The 15,335-nt window shown below is 63.0% G+C and carries 14 protein-coding genes; 3 read left to right on the top strand and 11 right to left on the bottom strand.

Going from position 1 to position 15,335, the window contains the following annotated elements; genetic code table 11:
* Window positions 1-38 precede the first annotated feature (38 nt).
* The 5 genes from folE to DAD186_RS04135 form a co-directional block, all read right to left on the bottom strand.
* Window positions 39-641 carry a GTP cyclohydrolase I FolE gene (gene folE / locus DAD186_RS04155; RefSeq protein ID WP_065247624.1) on the bottom strand — a complete coding sequence of 201 codons (603 nt, stop codon included), beginning with the start codon at window positions 639-641 and terminating at the stop codon, window positions 39-41.
* A 53-nt stretch (window positions 642-694) separates the two neighbouring features.
* Complete coding sequence (gene ftsH, locus DAD186_RS04150; protein ID WP_065247623.1) at window positions 695-2,728, bottom strand: ATP-dependent zinc metalloprotease FtsH; 2,034 nt, start codon at window positions 2,726-2,728, stop codon at window positions 695-697.
* A 118-nt stretch (window positions 2,729-2,846) separates the two neighbouring features.
* Entirely contained in the window at window positions 2,847-3,392 is a 546-nt protein-coding gene (hpt, locus tag DAD186_RS04145; RefSeq protein WP_372487308.1) for a hypoxanthine phosphoribosyltransferase, read from the bottom strand.
* Window positions 3,393-3,435: 43 nt separating this feature from the next.
* Window positions 3,436-4,536: a tRNA lysidine(34) synthetase TilS gene (gene tilS, locus DAD186_RS04140; RefSeq protein WP_065247622.1), complete on the bottom strand. Its 1,101-nt coding sequence runs from the start codon at window positions 4,534-4,536 to the stop codon at window positions 3,436-3,438.
* Window positions 4,533-6,035, bottom strand: a complete 1,503-nt coding sequence (locus tag DAD186_RS04135) for a D-alanyl-D-alanine carboxypeptidase/D-alanyl-D-alanine-endopeptidase (protein WP_065247621.1) — start codon at window positions 6,033-6,035, stop codon at window positions 4,533-4,535. The genes tilS and DAD186_RS04135 overlap by 4 nt, the downstream gene beginning before the upstream one ends.
* Window positions 6,036-6,230: 195 nt before the next feature.
* Between DAD186_RS04135 and DAD186_RS04130 the strand changes: the two genes are divergently transcribed.
* Window positions 6,231-6,743: an inorganic diphosphatase gene (locus DAD186_RS04130; RefSeq protein ID WP_065247620.1), complete on the top strand. Its 513-nt coding sequence runs from the start codon at window positions 6,231-6,233 to the stop codon at window positions 6,741-6,743.
* A gap of 73 nt (window positions 6,744-6,816) precedes the next feature.
* Here DAD186_RS04130 and DAD186_RS04125 read toward each other — a convergent pair whose 3' ends face one another.
* Both DAD186_RS04125 and DAD186_RS04120 read right to left on the bottom strand, forming a co-directional pair.
* Window positions 6,817-7,581, bottom strand: coding sequence for a hypothetical protein (locus DAD186_RS04125; RefSeq protein WP_065247619.1), 765 nt, complete (start codon window positions 7,579-7,581; stop codon window positions 6,817-6,819).
* A 33-nt stretch (window positions 7,582-7,614) separates the two neighbouring features.
* The gene (locus DAD186_RS04120; protein ID WP_236886287.1) at window positions 7,615-8,430 is read right to left on the bottom strand and encodes a peptide deformylase; all 816 of its coding nucleotides are present in this window, start codon (window positions 8,428-8,430) and stop codon (window positions 7,615-7,617) included.
* Window positions 8,431-8,610: 180 nt separating this feature from the next.
* Between DAD186_RS04120 and DAD186_RS04115 the strand changes: the two genes are divergently transcribed.
* Both DAD186_RS04115 and DAD186_RS04110 read left to right on the top strand, forming a co-directional pair.
* Window positions 8,611-9,690, top strand: coding sequence for an ABC transporter ATP-binding protein (locus tag DAD186_RS04115; protein WP_065247618.1), 1,080 nt, complete (start codon window positions 8,611-8,613; stop codon window positions 9,688-9,690).
* A 99-nt stretch (window positions 9,691-9,789) separates the two neighbouring features.
* Entirely contained in the window at window positions 9,790-11,043 is a 1,254-nt protein-coding gene (locus DAD186_RS04110; RefSeq protein WP_065247617.1) for a DUF4032 domain-containing protein, read from the top strand.
* 13 nt (window positions 11,044-11,056) lie between these two features.
* On the opposite strand, the gene rlmB is transcribed toward DAD186_RS04110, so the two are convergent.
* The 4 genes from rlmB to DAD186_RS04090 form a co-directional block, all read right to left on the bottom strand.
* On the bottom strand, window positions 11,057-12,019 hold the full coding sequence (gene rlmB / locus DAD186_RS04105) for a 23S rRNA (guanosine(2251)-2'-O)-methyltransferase RlmB (RefSeq protein ID WP_065247616.1): 963 nt from the start codon (window positions 12,017-12,019) through the stop codon (window positions 11,057-11,059).
* An 8-nt stretch (window positions 12,020-12,027) separates the two neighbouring features.
* A complete protein-coding gene (gene cysS / locus DAD186_RS04100) occupies window positions 12,028-13,464 on the bottom strand; it encodes a cysteine--tRNA ligase (RefSeq protein WP_065247615.1) in 1,437 nt (478 codons plus the stop codon).
* Window positions 13,465-13,544: 80 nt separating this feature from the next.
* A complete protein-coding gene (locus DAD186_RS04095) occupies window positions 13,545-14,051 on the bottom strand; it encodes a phage holin family protein (protein ID WP_065247614.1) in 507 nt (168 codons plus the stop codon).
* Between the two features lie 74 nt (window positions 14,052-14,125).
* Window positions 14,126-15,286 (bottom strand): LacI family DNA-binding transcriptional regulator, encoded by a 1,161-nt coding sequence (locus tag DAD186_RS04090; protein WP_065247613.1) that lies wholly within the window; start codon window positions 15,284-15,286, stop codon window positions 14,126-14,128.
* Between the last annotated feature and the right edge of the window lie 49 nt (window positions 15,287-15,335).

The following is a 15,335-nucleotide window of genomic DNA, read 5'->3' as shown; positions in this document are numbered from 1 at the left end:
GATGCCCTTTCCCGCCGCGAGCGGCGCTTTCGCCAAAATCAGTGGTGCAGACCCGTGAGGATGAGGCTCATCGCCTCCGAACGTGTGGCCGCATTGGACTGGAGCGAGCCGCGCACGGCACTCGTCACGGTCTCCGCATTGGGGGATTTCACGCCCCGCATCGCCATGCACAGGTGCTCGGCCTGGAGTACCACGATCGTGCCGTGTGCGTGAAGCTCTTCGTGGATCGCATCGGCGATCTGGCTCGTGAGGCGTTCTTGCACCTGCGGCCGCGCCGCGTAGCCTTCGACGAGCCTTGCGAACTTCGAAAGGCCTGCAACCGTGCCATCCCTACCCGGCACATACCCCACGTGCGCACGCCCAAAGAAAGGCACGAGGTGATGCTCGCACATCGAATAAAACCGGATGTCGCGCACGAGAACCAGCTCGCGATGCTCGACCTCGAACTTCGTATGCATGTGCTCGCGCGGGTTCTCGTGCAGTCCGCGGAATACCTCGCTGTACATGCGGGCAACACGGGCCGGCGTATCGAGCAAACCGTCGCGGCTCGGATCCTCGCCGATAGCCTCGAGGATCTCGCGCACAGCACGTTCGATCCTCTCCTGGTCGATGCTCTCCACGGCGTTGTGGTTCTCGCTCATGAATCCTTCTTTCTTCGCGCAAGCATGTGCTTGCGAGGGACGTGAGGTATGCGCTACTCGGCACCCGGGATGTGAGGAGAACCGTCACCTGGTTGCGGGAGCTCGGGCGGGGTCCCGCCAAGCTCCTCACCGGCCTGGTCGTTCTCGGTTCCATCCGGGACGGTGCTGCCGATCGTGCCGGGGCGGTCGCTACCCGCGAGCGGTTCGTTGAACACGGGACGGTCTTCGCTCGACTGCCACACCTCGCGCGGCGGACGCTTAGTCACGTCCTTAAAGATCTCCGCCAGTTCTTTCTCGCCGAGCGTCTCCTTTTCGAGAAGCTCTTCAACGAGATGATCGAGCACGGCACGGTTGGTCTTGATCACGCTCCAGGCCTCATCCAGGGCGTTATCGAGGAGTCGGCGCACCTCTTCGTCAATCAAGCGTGCCGTGTCCTCGCTGTAGCCGGGCCCTTGGCCCTGCTGCATGCCCACGAAAACTTCGTCCTGTCCCTTGCTCAGAGCTACCTGGCCCACAACACCGCTCATACCGAGTTCAGTGACCATCGCGCGGGCGATGCCCGTCGCGTTCTTGAGGTCGGAACTCGGACCGGTCGTGACGTCGTGGAAGATGCCTTCCTCAACCGCGTAGCCGCCCATCGCGTAGGCAAGGCGATCAAGGAGCTCGTTGCGGCTTTGATAGTTGCGGTCGGCCGTCGGCACCACCATGGTGTACCCGCCCGCGCGGCCGCGCGGAAGGATCGTCACCTTCGTCACGGGTGCCGAGTTGTTGAGGGCCGCGGCGACAAGTGCGTGACCACCCTCGTGGTAGGCCGTCATTTGCCGCTCGCGCTCACTCATGACCTTCGAGTAGCGCTGCGGGCCCATAGACACGCGGTCGATGGCTTCATCAAGGGCGCGCATGTCAATGATTTGGTTTCCCGAACGCGCCGTGAGGAGTGCAGCCTCGTTCAGCACGTTGGCCAGATCCGCACCGCTCATGCCGATTGAGCGACGCGCGATATTGTCGAGGTCGACATCGGCCGCAAGCGGCTTGCCCTTCGCGTGCACCTCGAGGATCTTGCGGCGCCCCTTGAGGTCGGGGGTCTCGACAGCGATCTGGCGATCAAATCGGCCCGGGCGCAAAAGCGCCGGGTCCAGGATGTCCACGCGGTTCGTCGCGGCGATGAGGATGACATTCTGATGCTCCTCGAAGCCGTCCATCTCGACAAGCATCTGGTTGAGGGTCTGCTCGCGCTCATCGTGACCGCCGCCCATGCCGGCACCGCGGTGGCGACCAACGGCGTCGATCTCGTCGATAAAGATGATCGCGGGAGCGTTTTCCTTCGCTGTGTTGAACAGGTCGCGCACGCGGCTCGCACCTACGCCCACGAACATCTCAACGAAGTCCGAGCCCGAAATGGAGTAGAAAGGCACCCCCGCCTCGCCCGCGACAGCCTTCGCGAGGAGAGTCTTGCCCGTACCGGGTGGACCGTAGAGAAGAACGCCCTTCGGAATCTTCGCTCCGACCGCGTGATATCGCTCGGGACTCACGAGGAACTGCTTGATCTCATCAAGCTCCTCAACGGCCTCCTCGGCCCCGGCGACGTCCTGGAACGTCACCTTCGGCATGTCCTTGTTGAAAAGCTTCGCCTTGGACTTGCCGAACTGCATCGCGCGGCCGCCACCCTGGGCGTTCATCATGAAGAACCAGAAGAGGCCAAGAATGATGATGAGTGGGAAGAACGTGAGAAGCAGCTGCCCCCACCACGAGGGGGTGGCGATCTTATCCGTGTACCCCTTTGATGGCGCAGCATCATTCACGGCTTTCACCACGTCATCGCCGCGCGCGGTCACGTAGGAGAAGGCCACGCGCTTGCCCTTGTCTTCGAAGTCCTTCGTGAGCACGAGGTTGACGCGCTGCTGGTTGCCGTCGATGATCTCCGCTTGCTCAACGGTGTCGCCCTTGAGGAGTGTGAGGCCCTGCTCGGTGTCGATGTCTTGGAATCCGCCGCGACCGAAAATGCTCAAGGCGAGAAGGACAATCGCGAGGGTCGCGAGGCTCCACAGCCACAGGTTGCGAGCGGGGGATTTCTTTTTTTCTGCCATGTGAAGTGCTAAATCTTACGTTCTTGTAGGGCGGGGCTCATGCCTCGCGCACGTTTCGTGAATGAGCGCGAATCTACCCCGAATCGCTGGGCCGGGGCTGTCAGACGCCCCGATGTTCTCAATCGGCGTAGACGCTTGGCTTGAGGATTCCGACATAGGGAAGGTTGCGATACTTCTCGGCGTAGTCGAGGCCATAGCCGATCACGAACTCATTCGGAATGTCGAAGCCCACGTACTTCACGTCAATATCCACCTTGACAGCTTCGGGCTTGCGCAAAAGCGTGCAAATCTCGACACTCTTCGGGCCTCGCGAGCGGAGGTTCGTGCGAAGCCAGCTCAGGGTGAGGCCAGAGTCGATGATGTCTTCGACGATGAGCACGTGGCGATCGGTGATATCCGCGCTCAAATCCTTGAGGATGCGCACGACTCCGGAGGACTTCGTGCCACTTCCATACGAGCTCACGGCCATCCAGTCCATGTCTACGTCGAGCGTGATCGCCCGCGCGAGATCGGCGACGACCATGACGGCTCCCTTGAGCACGCCAACGAGCAGCGGTGCCTCGCCTTCGTAGTCGCGATCGATTTCTGCGGCGAGTTCGCTGATCCGCTCGCGGATCGCCTGCTCATCGAGCAGGATGCGCTCGACGTCCTCATCCATGGTCATGGGGTTCCTTCCCGGTGCGTCGCGTTGTCGAGGTCGCGGGGGCTCAGCCTTGCGTGTCATGGAAGCGGGTGCCTCCCGCACGGAAAACGATGAGCCCCTCGTCGCGTATCGCTTCGATCTTACCCGGAAGGGGGATGGGGCCTTGGCCCCGATAGGCGCTCACGAGGGAGTCAACGTGAAGGATCTGACGTCGAAGGAGCGACTTGCCTGAACTTGCACCCGCGAGCGCACTCGCCTGGGCGATCGCATGCTTAATCACGCGAGTGCGCAGGGCACGGTTGAGCGGGGCAAGGGCGTAAGCGTCAAGCGCGAGTAGGCCGGGGGTTCTGCTCGGGGGATTCCGACGCAGCCCCGCGTAAGTTTCTTCCGCTTCTTGTTCAAGATAGTCGGCGTCATCACGAAGGAGATCGGCGGTGCGCACGAGATTCGCGGCCACCTGCTCGCCAAAAACGTCGGCGAGCATCGGGAGCGCTCGCGAACGCGCTGCGACTCGCAAATAGGCCTCGTCGTCGTTCATGGGGTCGTCCCACACGTCGAGGCCGAGGGCCTCGCACACGGCGCGTGTATCGCGCCTCCACAGTCCGGTTTTCTCGTCGCGTCCCGTGCCGAGAAACGGGCGAAGGAGACTCCCGCGTTTTCGCGGGATCCCCGCGAGCGAGCGGGCTCCCGCGCCACGTGCGAGCCCTAGAAGCACCTGTTCGGCCTGATCATCGAGTGTGTGCCCAAGGAGGAGTGCGAGGGCGGAACGTTCCTCACACATGTCGTTGAAGGCCTCGTGACGCGCGACTCTGGCGGCGTTTTCGAGGCCCCCCTCCCCCGCCGTGTCCACGTGAATTCGGCGGATGTGGCACCGGGCGAGACCCAGCCGCTCGCATTGGAGGGCCGCGCGTTCGGAAACTGAAGCGGAGTGGTCGGAGAGACCGTGGTCGATGAGTACCGCTTCAACCTCGAGACCGAGCCTCGAGGCGACCCACTGGGTTGTCGCGGCAAGCGCGAGGGAATCGGCGCCTCCGCTCACGCCAACGAGGATGCGAGGCGCGAGCTGCGCTCCCTCGGAGAGGTCGGCGCATTCCTCGAGCCTTGCCACGAGGGCCGATTTCACGGCAACGCGTGCCCGTGCAACGGGTTCGGGCGGGCCGCTCACTGTTCCTCACCTTCCCCTGCTCCGGCTTCTACGGGAGAACTTGGAGCATCGTAGAGGCCCGCAGGCGTCGGACCTCCCGCCGAAATGATCGCGCTCGCAACGTCATCGACGAGCGCACGTGCCTCCGCGTACCCATCCGCCTGAGAGTCGTACGCGAAAATGGCGTAACCGACCACGCGGCCGTCCGAGAGCACGGTCGTGCCCGCAAGCGTGGAGGTTCCCGAAAGCGTTCCGGTTTTTCCACGTGCCACACCGCGGGCCTCTTCGGCACCGGCCTCGCCGAAACGATTCTTGAGCGTTCCCGTGAGCCCGCCGATCGGGACACGTGCAAAAGTGTCCCTGATCTCGACTGGCGCATTCCCGGATGCCCACGCTGTCAAATGCGCAAGAAGCGACGGTGATAGTCGATTGTCTTTCGACAGGCCCGAGTTGTCGGCAATCACGAGGCCTTCGGTTGAAAACCCCTTCTCGCGCGCGACCTCGTCAAGCTCCGCTTTCACGGCTTCGCGAGCACCTGCCACGGTTCCCGGGCGTCCCGTCTTGACGGCGGCGAGGCGCGCGAGCGTTTCCGCAAGAGTGTTATCGGAATAGAGAAGCGTATGGGCAATCCAGCTACTGAGAGGTGCGGATTGCACGGATCCCAGCTCGGTTGCTCCCTCGGGCGCAGCACCGCGAGTGGGCTCTGCCTCGATCGTGATCCCGCGCTCCTTGAGGAGCTCCGCGAAGGCCTTTGCTGCGTCGTACGAGGGGTCCTTCGATTTCGCGCCGTACTTGGTACCGTCGGCTCGCCCCGCATCGATCCCGAGCGGCGTAATCGGCGCAACCCACCCCCCGGCAGGGCCGTTCTCGCCCCACGCCGGATTGATGGGATCGTTGCCAAAGAGAGTGTCATCGAACACGAGCGTCACTTTCGTGCGACCCTCCGCCTTCAGCTTTTGCACGGTTTGATCCGCGAGCGAGGCGAGGGACGCACGCGCGATCCCCTCTTTCGTTTCCTTCGGCTTCACCGTCAGCAGGTTGTCCCCACCGCCTACGAGCACGAGTCGCTCACCATCGAGAACTGTACGCGTGGTGAGTGTCTGCTCGGGCCCCACCGCTTTCGCCGCCGCGAGTGCCGAAAGAAGTTTCATGGTCGAGGCAGGGGTGAGGCTCACGCTCGCATCGCGTTCAGCAATCATTTCACCGCTTGCCGCATCCACGACCGCGTAGGAAAGTTTCCCGGAATAGGCACCGAGCCCGGGAAGTGCTTCAACTGCCGCCGTAATGTGCTCGCCACTCACGCGCTCGACGGGTGACGCAGCATCCCGCGGCCGCACGAGATCTTCACGCTCCCATGCCTCGCCTTCGGCGGGAACCCCTTCGAGGTCAGCAACCTTTTGGGTGCGGAGGGTGAGGGGGCCGGGGAAGCCATCGACGAGGTCCCCAAACGTATAGAAGGCTGCGGGAAGCGCGAGCGCAAGGGCCGCGGCAACAATCTCGGTTGCCTTCGACTTCGCCATCTGAGAATGCTCCTCTTCACCCTGGTCTGACCGCGCTGGGCGTCTTTGTGTCTGTGACTTCGTGCAAAGTTTACGCGCGCGTTGCCCGCCCAGACTCCGTAAAACAGCCGACGCTTGAGGATCTTCGCTATTGTTGCACGCAGAGGGCGCGTCCCTCACACACCAAGAAACACCTGAGGCAATGGAGTCACGCACGTGGAATTCGACGTCACGATCGAGATCCCCAAGGGAAATCGCAACAAGTACGAAGTCGACCATCACAATGGTCGCATCCGGCTCGATCGCATGCTTTTTACGGCAACCCGCTACCCCGATGATTATGGCTTCATTGAGGGCACGCTCGGTGAGGACGGCGATCCGCTCGACGTGCTCGTTCTTCTCGAAGAGGCGACCTTCCCCGGCTGCCTGATTCGTTGCCGTGCGCTCGGCATGTTCCGCATGCGCGATGAGTCCGGCGGCGACGACAAGATCGTCGCGGTTCCGGTTGGTGATAAGCGCCAGATCCGCCGCCAAGAGCTCACCGATATCTCCGAGTTCCACCGCCTCGAGATCCAGCACTTCTTCGAGGTCTACAAGGACCTCGAGCCCGGTAAGAGCGTCGAGGGCGCCCACTGGGAGGGCCGCGATGACGCGGAAGAGGAAATCCGTGCGTCCTATCGCCGCGCGAAGGGTACCGAACACGAAAACGAGTTCACCCAGGACCTTTAATCGTTGTGCGAGAACGAAAGGCGCTTCCGGATGTTCCGGAAGCGCCTTTTGTGCTTCGAAAAGCTATGCGGGCCTAGGCGTCGCGCCCCTCACCGGAGCTGTCTTCACTCTCGGGATCTTCAACGAGGCTCGAAGGCACGGGGTCGTCGGCGTGGCTGAACACCTCGCGCGCGGCTTCGATGACGGTCTTCGTGAGCGCCTTGTTGCCAAGCCCCCCGATCACGGCGCCGATACCGAACGGGATGAGGCGCCCCGCCCACAGCCCCGTAAAGCGGCGTGTCACAGTTCGACGAATCCAGCGGTTCACCTGTGTGTTCACCGCATCGGCAATGAACGGCGGCGCCATGCCGTCGAGAACCGTCGACCACTGAAGGCCGTTCTTTCCAAGAGCTTTCGTCACGATCTCCGTGCCCCGCTCACCGCCGAGGATCGCGAGGATCACGGTGCGGCGCACCGATGGTTTACTCATGTCCACGCCACGCACGTGTGCGATGCCGAGGGTGAGAAAGGCACATGCCTCGGCGAAGGCGATGCCCTCACCCGCGGTGAGCGCGACCGCGGTAGCGGTGCCAACCGCGGGAAGTGCGGCCACGCCGCCGATGCCGACGCCCGTTGCCACGGCTAGTTTCGTGAAGTGGCCTTCGAGGCGAGCGATGATCTGGTCATCGCTCCACGTGGGATTCTTGCGGCGAAGCGAATCAACGTATTTGCGAGCGATCGGCCCTTGGACGGCGAGGGCCTTATCGATGAGTTCAAACTGCTTGTCATCGATGAGCGATTCCCCGCCTTTGCCCTTCCCGCTCGATTTCTTTGATGTGCGCAGGTCCTTCGAGGCCATTGCTCTCCTTTTCATGGACGCTTTCGGGCGCACTCACGCCCGCGTGCGGTGAAGATCTACGGCGCCGGGCTCAAGATTCGCGACGTCGCCGCGCAGACCAAGGTAACGAACCGCGGCTGAAAGATCCGTGTAACGGTGCAGGTAGGAATCCTGCACGAGTGATCGCTCAACGCCGCGATCGTGGCACAAAATTCCATCGAGGTGATCGCTTTCATGCTGGAAGATGCGAGCACTCCAGCCCGTCCACACCTCGTCGAGTTCACGTACTTCGCCGCCGTCAAGGATCGCGGTACCGAAAACGCGCACGCTCTTTGGTCGGGGCACGAGCGAACGCCAACCGTCAACGCTCAAGCACCCTTCCCACCCAAACGTCACGGTATCTTCCCCCTCCACTTCTTCATAGCGAGGGTCGATCACTGCCATGAGGGGGAGATTGTCACGCTCGTAAAGAGCGTCGCCAGCATCGCGCTCCTCGCCTTCTTCCCGCACGAAATCTTCCATTACCACGAGGCGGATCGGCACACCCACCTGCGGGGCAGCCACCCCCACACCGGGCGCTTCGTGCATCGTGACCACGAGTGCCTGGATGAACTCACCGAGCAGCTCGGGATCGAGCGCCCCTGCCGCGTCCTTTGAGTGGGCGCGAAGTGCCGGGTGCCCCGCTTGCACAATCCTGAGCGGCTCGTTCTCGCTCCGCCTCTTCGCCAGGGTCTTTTCAATGAGTTCCGCGAGGCTCGTCATGCCATCGCCGCCTTTCGCTCTCGTCATCGTCGCTTCACAGCCCATCTCACACGCCCGCATGTGCCGATCGTCGCCGCGCGCCACCGAGGCACTCAGAGAGCGGAGCATGCGTCGGGCTCCCCGACCACCTTACGGCCCTCCCAAACCGAAGCGACCGGCGCACCCATCGGCGCGTCCCGTATGGTGAGTGCCACAGTGCGGTATTGTTATCCGTACGTCAGCGAGGAACGCTGGCTGTGACTTCACAACGGATCGTCCGGCACGTACCTGCCGGTGAAGGGAATACCCATGGCAAAGGTGATTTACGACCACGCAAGCCGCATCTACCCGGGCAGCGATAAGCCCGCGGTTGACGACCTCAACATCGAGATCGAAGACGGCGAATTCCTCGTCCTCGTTGGCCCCTCGGGCTGCGGTAAGTCCACCTCGCTGCGCATGCTCGCGGGTCTCGAAGAGATCGACGCTGGCCGCATCTTCATCGGCGATCGCGACGTGACAAACGTTCCGCCGAAGGACCGCGATATCGCGATGGTGTTCCAGAACTACGCTCTCTACCCGCACATGTCGGTCGCCGACAACATGGGCTTTGCGCTCAAGATCGCGGGCACGCCGAAGGATGAGATCCGCAAGCGCGTGGAAGAGGCCGCGAAGATCCTCGACCTCGAGCAGTACCTCGACCGTAAGCCGAAGGCCCTCTCGGGTGGTCAGCGCCAGCGTGTGGCCATGGGCCGCGCGATCGTGCGCTCGCCTCAGGTGTTCCTCATGGACGAGCCGCTCTCGAACCTCGACGCGAAGCTCCGTGTCTCGACCCGTACCCAGATCGCCTCGCTCCAGCGCCGCCTGGGCGTCACGACCGTCTACGTGACCCACGACCAGACCGAGGCTATGACGATGGGTGACCGCGTCGCTGTTCTCGCCGGTGGTGTGCTCCAGCAGATCGACTCGCCGCAGCGCATGTACGATCACCCGAACAACGTGTTCGTTGCAGGCTTCATTGGCTCGCCCGCCATGAACCTTATCGAGCAGCCCCTCACCGACCAGGGCGTTGCCTTCGGCGGCTCCGTGATCCCCGTGGATCGCTCCACTCTCTCGGAGTCCAATGAAAAGGCCGTCACCGTCGGTGTGCGTCCCGAGGACCTCGAGCTCGCCGCGGACGGCCTCCCGGTCGAGGTTGACATGGTCGAGGTGCTCGGCGCCGACGCCTACGTCTACGGCCGCCTCGCTGGCGCCGGTGAAACCGACAAGCCGATCATCGCGCGTGTTGACGGCCGCCGCCCTCCGCAGAAGGGCGAGACCGTGCACTTCCACCCGAAGGCAGACCACGTGCACCTGTTCGACCTGAAGTCGGGCAACCGCCTCGGCGACTGATCCCGTCTTTCCTCTCACGAGGAAACATTCACAAAGAAGGCACGCGAATCGCGTGCCTTCTTTGCATACTCGGCACCAGAGTGAGGGAGAATAGAGAACATGGCACCCATCGAGATCTCCGCAGCGCGAGCCGACGAGGCGCTCCTCGATCTACCGTGGGGCCTTCCCCTGGCCGAATGGCCCGATTCGCTCCTCGCCTCACTCCCCCGCGGCATTTCGCGCCACGTCGTGCGCTTCGCGCGCGTGAGTGGGCGAGTCCTCGCCCTCAAAGAGATCAACGAGAACCTCGCGCGCGGCGAGTTCACGACCCTGCGCCTCCTCGGAAAGCTCGGCATCCCCGCGGTTGAACCGTTCGCCGTCGTGAGCGGCCGAGAATCGTCCGAGGATGGCCGCGAGCTCGACGCCATCCTCATCACGCGCCATTTACAGTACTCACTTCCCTATCGCGCAGTGTTCTCGCAGCTCAATAGCGAAGACACGGCCCGCAAACTCCTCGATGCCCTCGCCGTACTCCTCGTTCGCCTCCACCTCGTAGGCTTCTACTGGGGCGATGTCTCGCTCTCCAACACGCTTTTCAAACGCGATGCGGGGGCTTTCGCCGCGTACATCGTCGACGTCGAGACGGGCCAACTCGAGGACCACCTCACGAAGGGGCAGCGTGAGTACGATCTCGACATTGCACGCACAAACATTGTGGGCGAGATGCTTGATCTTCAAGCTGCCGAGCAATTGCCCGACAACGTTGACGCCATCACCGTGGGCGATCGCCTGCTTGAGCGCTACAACGAGCTGTGGGATGCCCTCACGGGCCGCGAGACCTTCAGCGCAAACGAGCGCTGGCGCGTGAGTGCGCGTATCGAAAAACTCAACGAGCTCGGCTTCGACGTCGACGAGCTCGACATGACAACCGATCTCGACGGCACGACCGTGACGGTGCAGCCGAAGGTTGTGGACGCCGGCCACCATAGGCGGCGCCTCATGCGTCTCACGGGCATCGATGCGCAAGAGAACCAGGCGAGGCGTCTGCTCAACGATCTCGATCAGTTCCGCGCCCTCACCGACCAGCAGGGCGAGGAGGAAGAGTTCGTGGCCCACGAATGGCTTCAAGAACAGTACGAGCCGGTTGTGCGGGCAATCCCTCGCGCGATGCGGAAGAAGCTCCCCGCGCCCGAATTCTACCACGAACTCCTCGAGCACAAATGGTTCATGTCCCAGCGTCTCGGCAAGGATGTCACGTGGGATAAAGCCGTGCAGGATTACATCCTGAACGTCCTCGCCTACCGCCAGGACGAGCGAGCGCTCATCACGTCGGAGACCTCGGCAATCCCGATCGTGACCGAGACGGAGCTGTAAGGCTCACTCAGGGCTAGGCGCGCCCCGTTCGTGTACGCGTACCCGCGATCTCGTACATCACGATCGACGCGGCAACCGAGGCGTTGAGCGACTCGGTCGTCGCCGCCATGGGGATCGACACAATCGCATCACACTTTTCGCGCGTGAGGCGCGAAATTCCCTTACCTTCGGCACCGACAACGAGCATGATCGGCGAGGTCGCCAGGTCCATGTCTCGCGGCTCCAATTCGCCATCGGCATCGAGCCCCACAACGAAGACGCCCTGTTTCTTGAGCGAGTCGATCGTGCGGTTGAGGTTCGTGACCTGGGCGACTTTCACACGCGTCGCGGCGCCCGCGGCAACCTTGTAGACGCTCGCGGTCATGCCTACGCTTCGACGTTCGGGAATGATCACGCCGTGCGCGCCGAACGCGCCCGCGCTTCGGAGTATCGCGCCGAGGTTGCGTGGGTCGGTAATGCCGTCAAGCGCAATCAGCAACGGCGTGTCAAAGTCGTCCGCGGCAATCTCGAGGAGATCTGCCGGGTCGGCGTATTCATACGGCGGAAGTGTGAGGGCCACGCCCTGGTGGATCGCGTCGTCGGTGAGCCGATCGAGTTCGGCGCGCGTGGCTTCATGCAGCTGAAGGCCCTTTTGATGCGCAAGGCGCATGATTTCGCGTACGCGTTCATCGGCCTCAAGCCTGATCGCGAGGGTCAAAGAGAGCGCCTGAACGCCCTCTTGGAGGGCTTCGAGCACGGAATTACGGCCCGCGATCACGGTGGGCCGATTCGCGGCGTCCTTAGGAGACCTGCGCGGCGGGCGGCGCTTGCCGGATTTGGTACCGGATTTTCCGACGGTGTCGTGCGTACCCTTGTAGGCCTTGTGGTGAGGGCGATCCTCCGCCTTGGGGGTGGGGCCGCGGCCTTCGAGCCTACGGCGGCGCACGCCGCCAGAACCGACTTTGGGGCCCTTGCGGGAGCTCTTGTGTCCTGCCATGGTCTCTCCTAGTTCGTGAGACTCCAGCGGGAGGAGCCCGCGGAGTCTTCAATGCGAATGCCGGCGGCAGCGAAGCGATCGCGAATCGCATCGGCGCTCGCCCAGTCCTTGTTTTTCCGTGCTTCTGCGCGCTCCTCGAGCTGCGCTCGGATGAGGGCATCGAGAGCGTCGTGCTCCGCACCACCCGCGCCAGGCTCATCGGACCACATCGCGCCGAGCAGGTCGAGACCGAAAACATCGAGCATGTCTCGCAGCTCGTTGACGGCACTTGCAACCTCATGAGCATCAATGTGCGGTTTCGCGAGAAGGGTATTGAGTTGCCCGTGTCGTTCGTGGACGACTGCGAGAGCATCGGCGACGCCGAGGTCGTCATTCATCGCCTCGGTGAAGCGGTCGGGAAGCGCTCCCTCGCCGGGTTCGCAAAGCTCTTCGTGTGCTCCTGCCTGCTCGAGCGCGTCGAGGGCGCGCGTGAGCGAGCCGCGAAGTCGCGAGAGTACAGTTTCCGCCTCGGCAAGCGTCGTGTCGTTGAACTCGACGTTCGTGCGGTAGTGAGAGCCAACGATGGCGAGGCGCACGGCGGCCGCCGGGTGCTTCGCGAGGACATCCTCGGCTGTAATGAAGTTGCCGAGGCTCTTGCCCATCTTCATGCCGTCAACGGTGAGCATGCCCGAGTGCATCCAACGCTGCGCAAATCCGTAGCCGGCGCCGTAGCTCTGAGCCTGCTCGTTTTCGTGATGGGGGAAGCGCAAGTCGAGGCCACCGCCGTGGATATCGAAGCTCTCCCCCACGTATTTCTTCGCCATGGCCGAGCACTCGAGGTGCCACCCGGGGCGCCCCTCGCCGAAAGGTGTCGACCACTTGGCGGTCTCGGGTTCGCCTGCCTTGGCTTTCTTCCACAGTGCGAAGTCTCGAGGGTCCTGTTTGAGGTTCGAGGCTGCTTCGGCGTCGTCGACCATGTTCTCGATCGACTGGTTCGTGAGCGAACCATATTCGGGCAGCGAGGAGACGTCGAAGTACACGCTTCCCTCACCGTCGGCGTAGGCGTGTCCACGTTCGATGAGGCGCTGCATGAAGTCGATCATCTCGGTGACGTGCCCCGTGGCGCGCGGCTCGTAATCGGGGCGCACGGCGCCGAGCTGATCCATGATCTCACCGAATTTTCGTTCGTTTGTGTAGGACCACTTCCACCAAGCCTCGCCCTCTTCGGCGGCGCGCGCGAGGATCTTATCGTCGATGTCGGTCACGTTGCGCACGTAGGTGACTCGGTAGCCGCTCCTGCGCAGCCACCGCACGAGCACGTCGAACGCGAGGAACGTGCGGATATGCCCCACGTGGGGGCCGTCTTGGACCGTGGGCCCGCACACGTAGAGCGAGACTTCACCGTCCTTGAGCGGGGTGAAGTCCGAAACTGTTCTGGTTTTCGAATCGTGCAGTCGTAGAGTCACGTCTTAAGCCTAGCCTCTCGTGGGTACCGAAAAAGCGAGGAGCACTCGCGGCGCCCCTCGCTTTGTGACGGTGATGATTGTTAGATCTCGCGCGGTGTTGCGGCGCTGACCTGTTTACCGTAGAGCTCTTCGAAGGCGTCGTCGTAATCAACGGAGTTCACGCGACGCTTCCCCTGCACCGAATCGACGGCGCTCTTCGCGGTTTCGATCGTGACCTCGGGCGCGGTGATCTTCTTGACGATCAGGTAGGCGATGAGGCCGAGAATCGCGCCGAGCACGACGAGCGAGCCGCACACGATGAGGAATGACGCCCAAGCCGGGAGGCCGAGGGCCACGAGGCCCCACGCGCAGAAGAAGAGGAACATGACCCACGCGCTCAGGAGGAAGAACACGAGAACTGCCGCGAGTGCCGCGACGGCACCGCCTTTGACGGCGATTCCGGTGACTTCCTTCTTCGCGATCGCGACCTGCTGATCGATCACGGAGGTGAATTCGTTCTTGATCGAGGCGACAAGTTCGCCAATCGACCGCGAGGTTGTGCTCGTTCGGCGGTCGTTCGAAGAGCGGTCGTTCGTGGAGTTGATCATGCACTCAGCCTATCAATGCGGCCCCTGAAGCATTCAGAGGATTCGAAGGGTTTTCTCCGTTTGTCGTGTGATGTTTAGTCGATCGTCACGCGGCGGCGGCGCTGTTGCTCGGGGCGGGGACCTGCCGAGGACGAGCGGCGCACAATGAGGTGCGGTGACACTGCCGTGTCGCGCGCCGGCCCTTCAAAGCCGCCAATGCGCTCGACAAGCATCTGCGCACCGAGCGCACCGATGCGACGAGAGTTCGGATCAATGCTCGTCACCTGTGCGATACCCGAGGACGCAAGCGACGTGTTGCCGTACCCCGTCACCGCAAGCTGGGCCGGCACGTCGTAGCCGGCATCGGCCGCGGCCGAGAGCACGCCCACGGCGGTCACATCATTCGAGCACGTGATCGCGGTAGGGACCTGGCTTCCGCGAAGAAGCATCGAGCCGGCGGTCTGGCCAACCTGCTCGCTGAAATCGGCGGGTTCAACGCGTGCGCGATCTTCGAGACCATGGCGTTTCATCGCGGCCTTGAACGCCGCCGCGCGTTCTTTCGCAACGGCATACCCCACGCCGCCCACGTGGGCGATGTCCTTGTGCCCGAGGCTCACGAGGTGATCCACGAGAAGGCCGTAGCCTGCTTCGTCGTCGATGCGAACCGTGTCAGATTTTCCAACGCGTTCTTTCGAGCCGCCGATCGCCACGATCGGTCGGGTGCCGATTGCGTCGAAGACCTTGTCGAGTTCGGGAAGCTCACTCGCCATAATGAAGCCGTCAACGCCAAGAGCGGTAAGCGAAGAGATGGTCTCCTCTTCGAGGGTGATCGGATATTCGGGCATGCGGCGCCGCGTCGGCACCACCACCACGTGTCGACCGGTCGCGGCCAGCTCGATGCGGATCGAACGCACGATATCGGAGATCCACGTGTTGCGCATCGTGTTCACGAGAACCGCGACGACACCACGGTGGTCATCCTCGCCCGTGAGATCCTCGAGCGGGTAGTGCAAGCGCTCGGCGGTTTCCCGCACGGACTTCACGAGCTTCGAGTTGATGTCAGATTCTCCGCGGAGCGCGCGAAGCGCCACCGCAGCCGTGATGCCGAGGGAGTTGGCGACCTCCGTGAGAGTTGCACGTTCGCCGTCGGTGCGCTCCTCAGCTTCGGGAGCAACTTTCGCCGCCGCCTCGAGCTCTTCGGGGCTCTCACCGGGTGCGAAATCGTCGTTGATGTCGCCACTAGCTTTATCGTTCATGGGGCCTTGGCCGTCCTTTTCTGTCATGCAGGTCGCGCCGCGGTGGCGC

This window comes from Dermabacter vaginalis, from assembly GCF_001678905.1.
Classification (GTDB): domain Bacteria; phylum Actinomycetota; class Actinomycetes; order Actinomycetales; family Dermabacteraceae; genus Dermabacter; species Dermabacter vaginalis.
The sequence above is the reverse complement of the archived record's forward strand: the minus strand, read 5'-3'. Positions and strand labels throughout refer to the sequence as shown.

Excerpts from the sequence above, each read along its gene's own strand:
- folE (WP_065247624.1), bottom strand. The coding sequence starts at position 641 with ATGAGCGAGAACCACAACGCCGTGGAGAGCATCGACCAGGAGAGGATC.
- ftsH (WP_065247623.1), bottom strand. The coding sequence starts at position 2,728 with ATGGCAGAAAAAAAGAAATCCCCCGCTCGCAACCTGTGGCTGTGGAGC.
- hpt (WP_372487308.1), bottom strand. The coding sequence starts at position 3,392 with ATGACCATGGATGAGGACGTCGAGCGCATCCTGCTCGATGAGCAGGCG.
- DAD186_RS04135 (WP_065247621.1), bottom strand. The coding sequence starts at position 6,035 with ATGGCGAAGTCGAAGGCAACCGAGATTGTTGCCGCGGCCCTTGCGCTC.
- DAD186_RS04125 (WP_065247619.1), bottom strand. The coding sequence starts at position 7,581 with ATGGCCTCGAAGGACCTGCGCACATCAAAGAAATCGAGCGGGAAGGGC.
- DAD186_RS04120 (WP_236886287.1), bottom strand. The coding sequence starts at position 8,430 with ATGCTCCGCTCTCTGAGTGCCTCGGTGGCGCGCGGCGACGATCGGCAC.
- DAD186_RS04115 (WP_065247618.1), top strand. The coding sequence starts at position 8,611 with ATGGCAAAGGTGATTTACGACCACGCAAGCCGCATCTACCCGGGCAGC.
- DAD186_RS04110 (WP_065247617.1), top strand. The coding sequence starts at position 9,790 with ATGGCACCCATCGAGATCTCCGCAGCGCGAGCCGACGAGGCGCTCCTC.
- rlmB (WP_065247616.1), bottom strand. The coding sequence starts at position 12,019 with ATGGCAGGACACAAGAGCTCCCGCAAGGGCCCCAAAGTCGGTTCTGGC.
- DAD186_RS04095 (WP_065247614.1), bottom strand. The coding sequence starts at position 14,051 with ATGATCAACTCCACGAACGACCGCTCTTCGAACGACCGCCGAACGAGC.
- DAD186_RS04090 (WP_065247613.1), bottom strand. The coding sequence starts at position 15,286 with ATGAACGATAAAGCTAGTGGCGACATCAACGACGATTTCGCACCCGGT.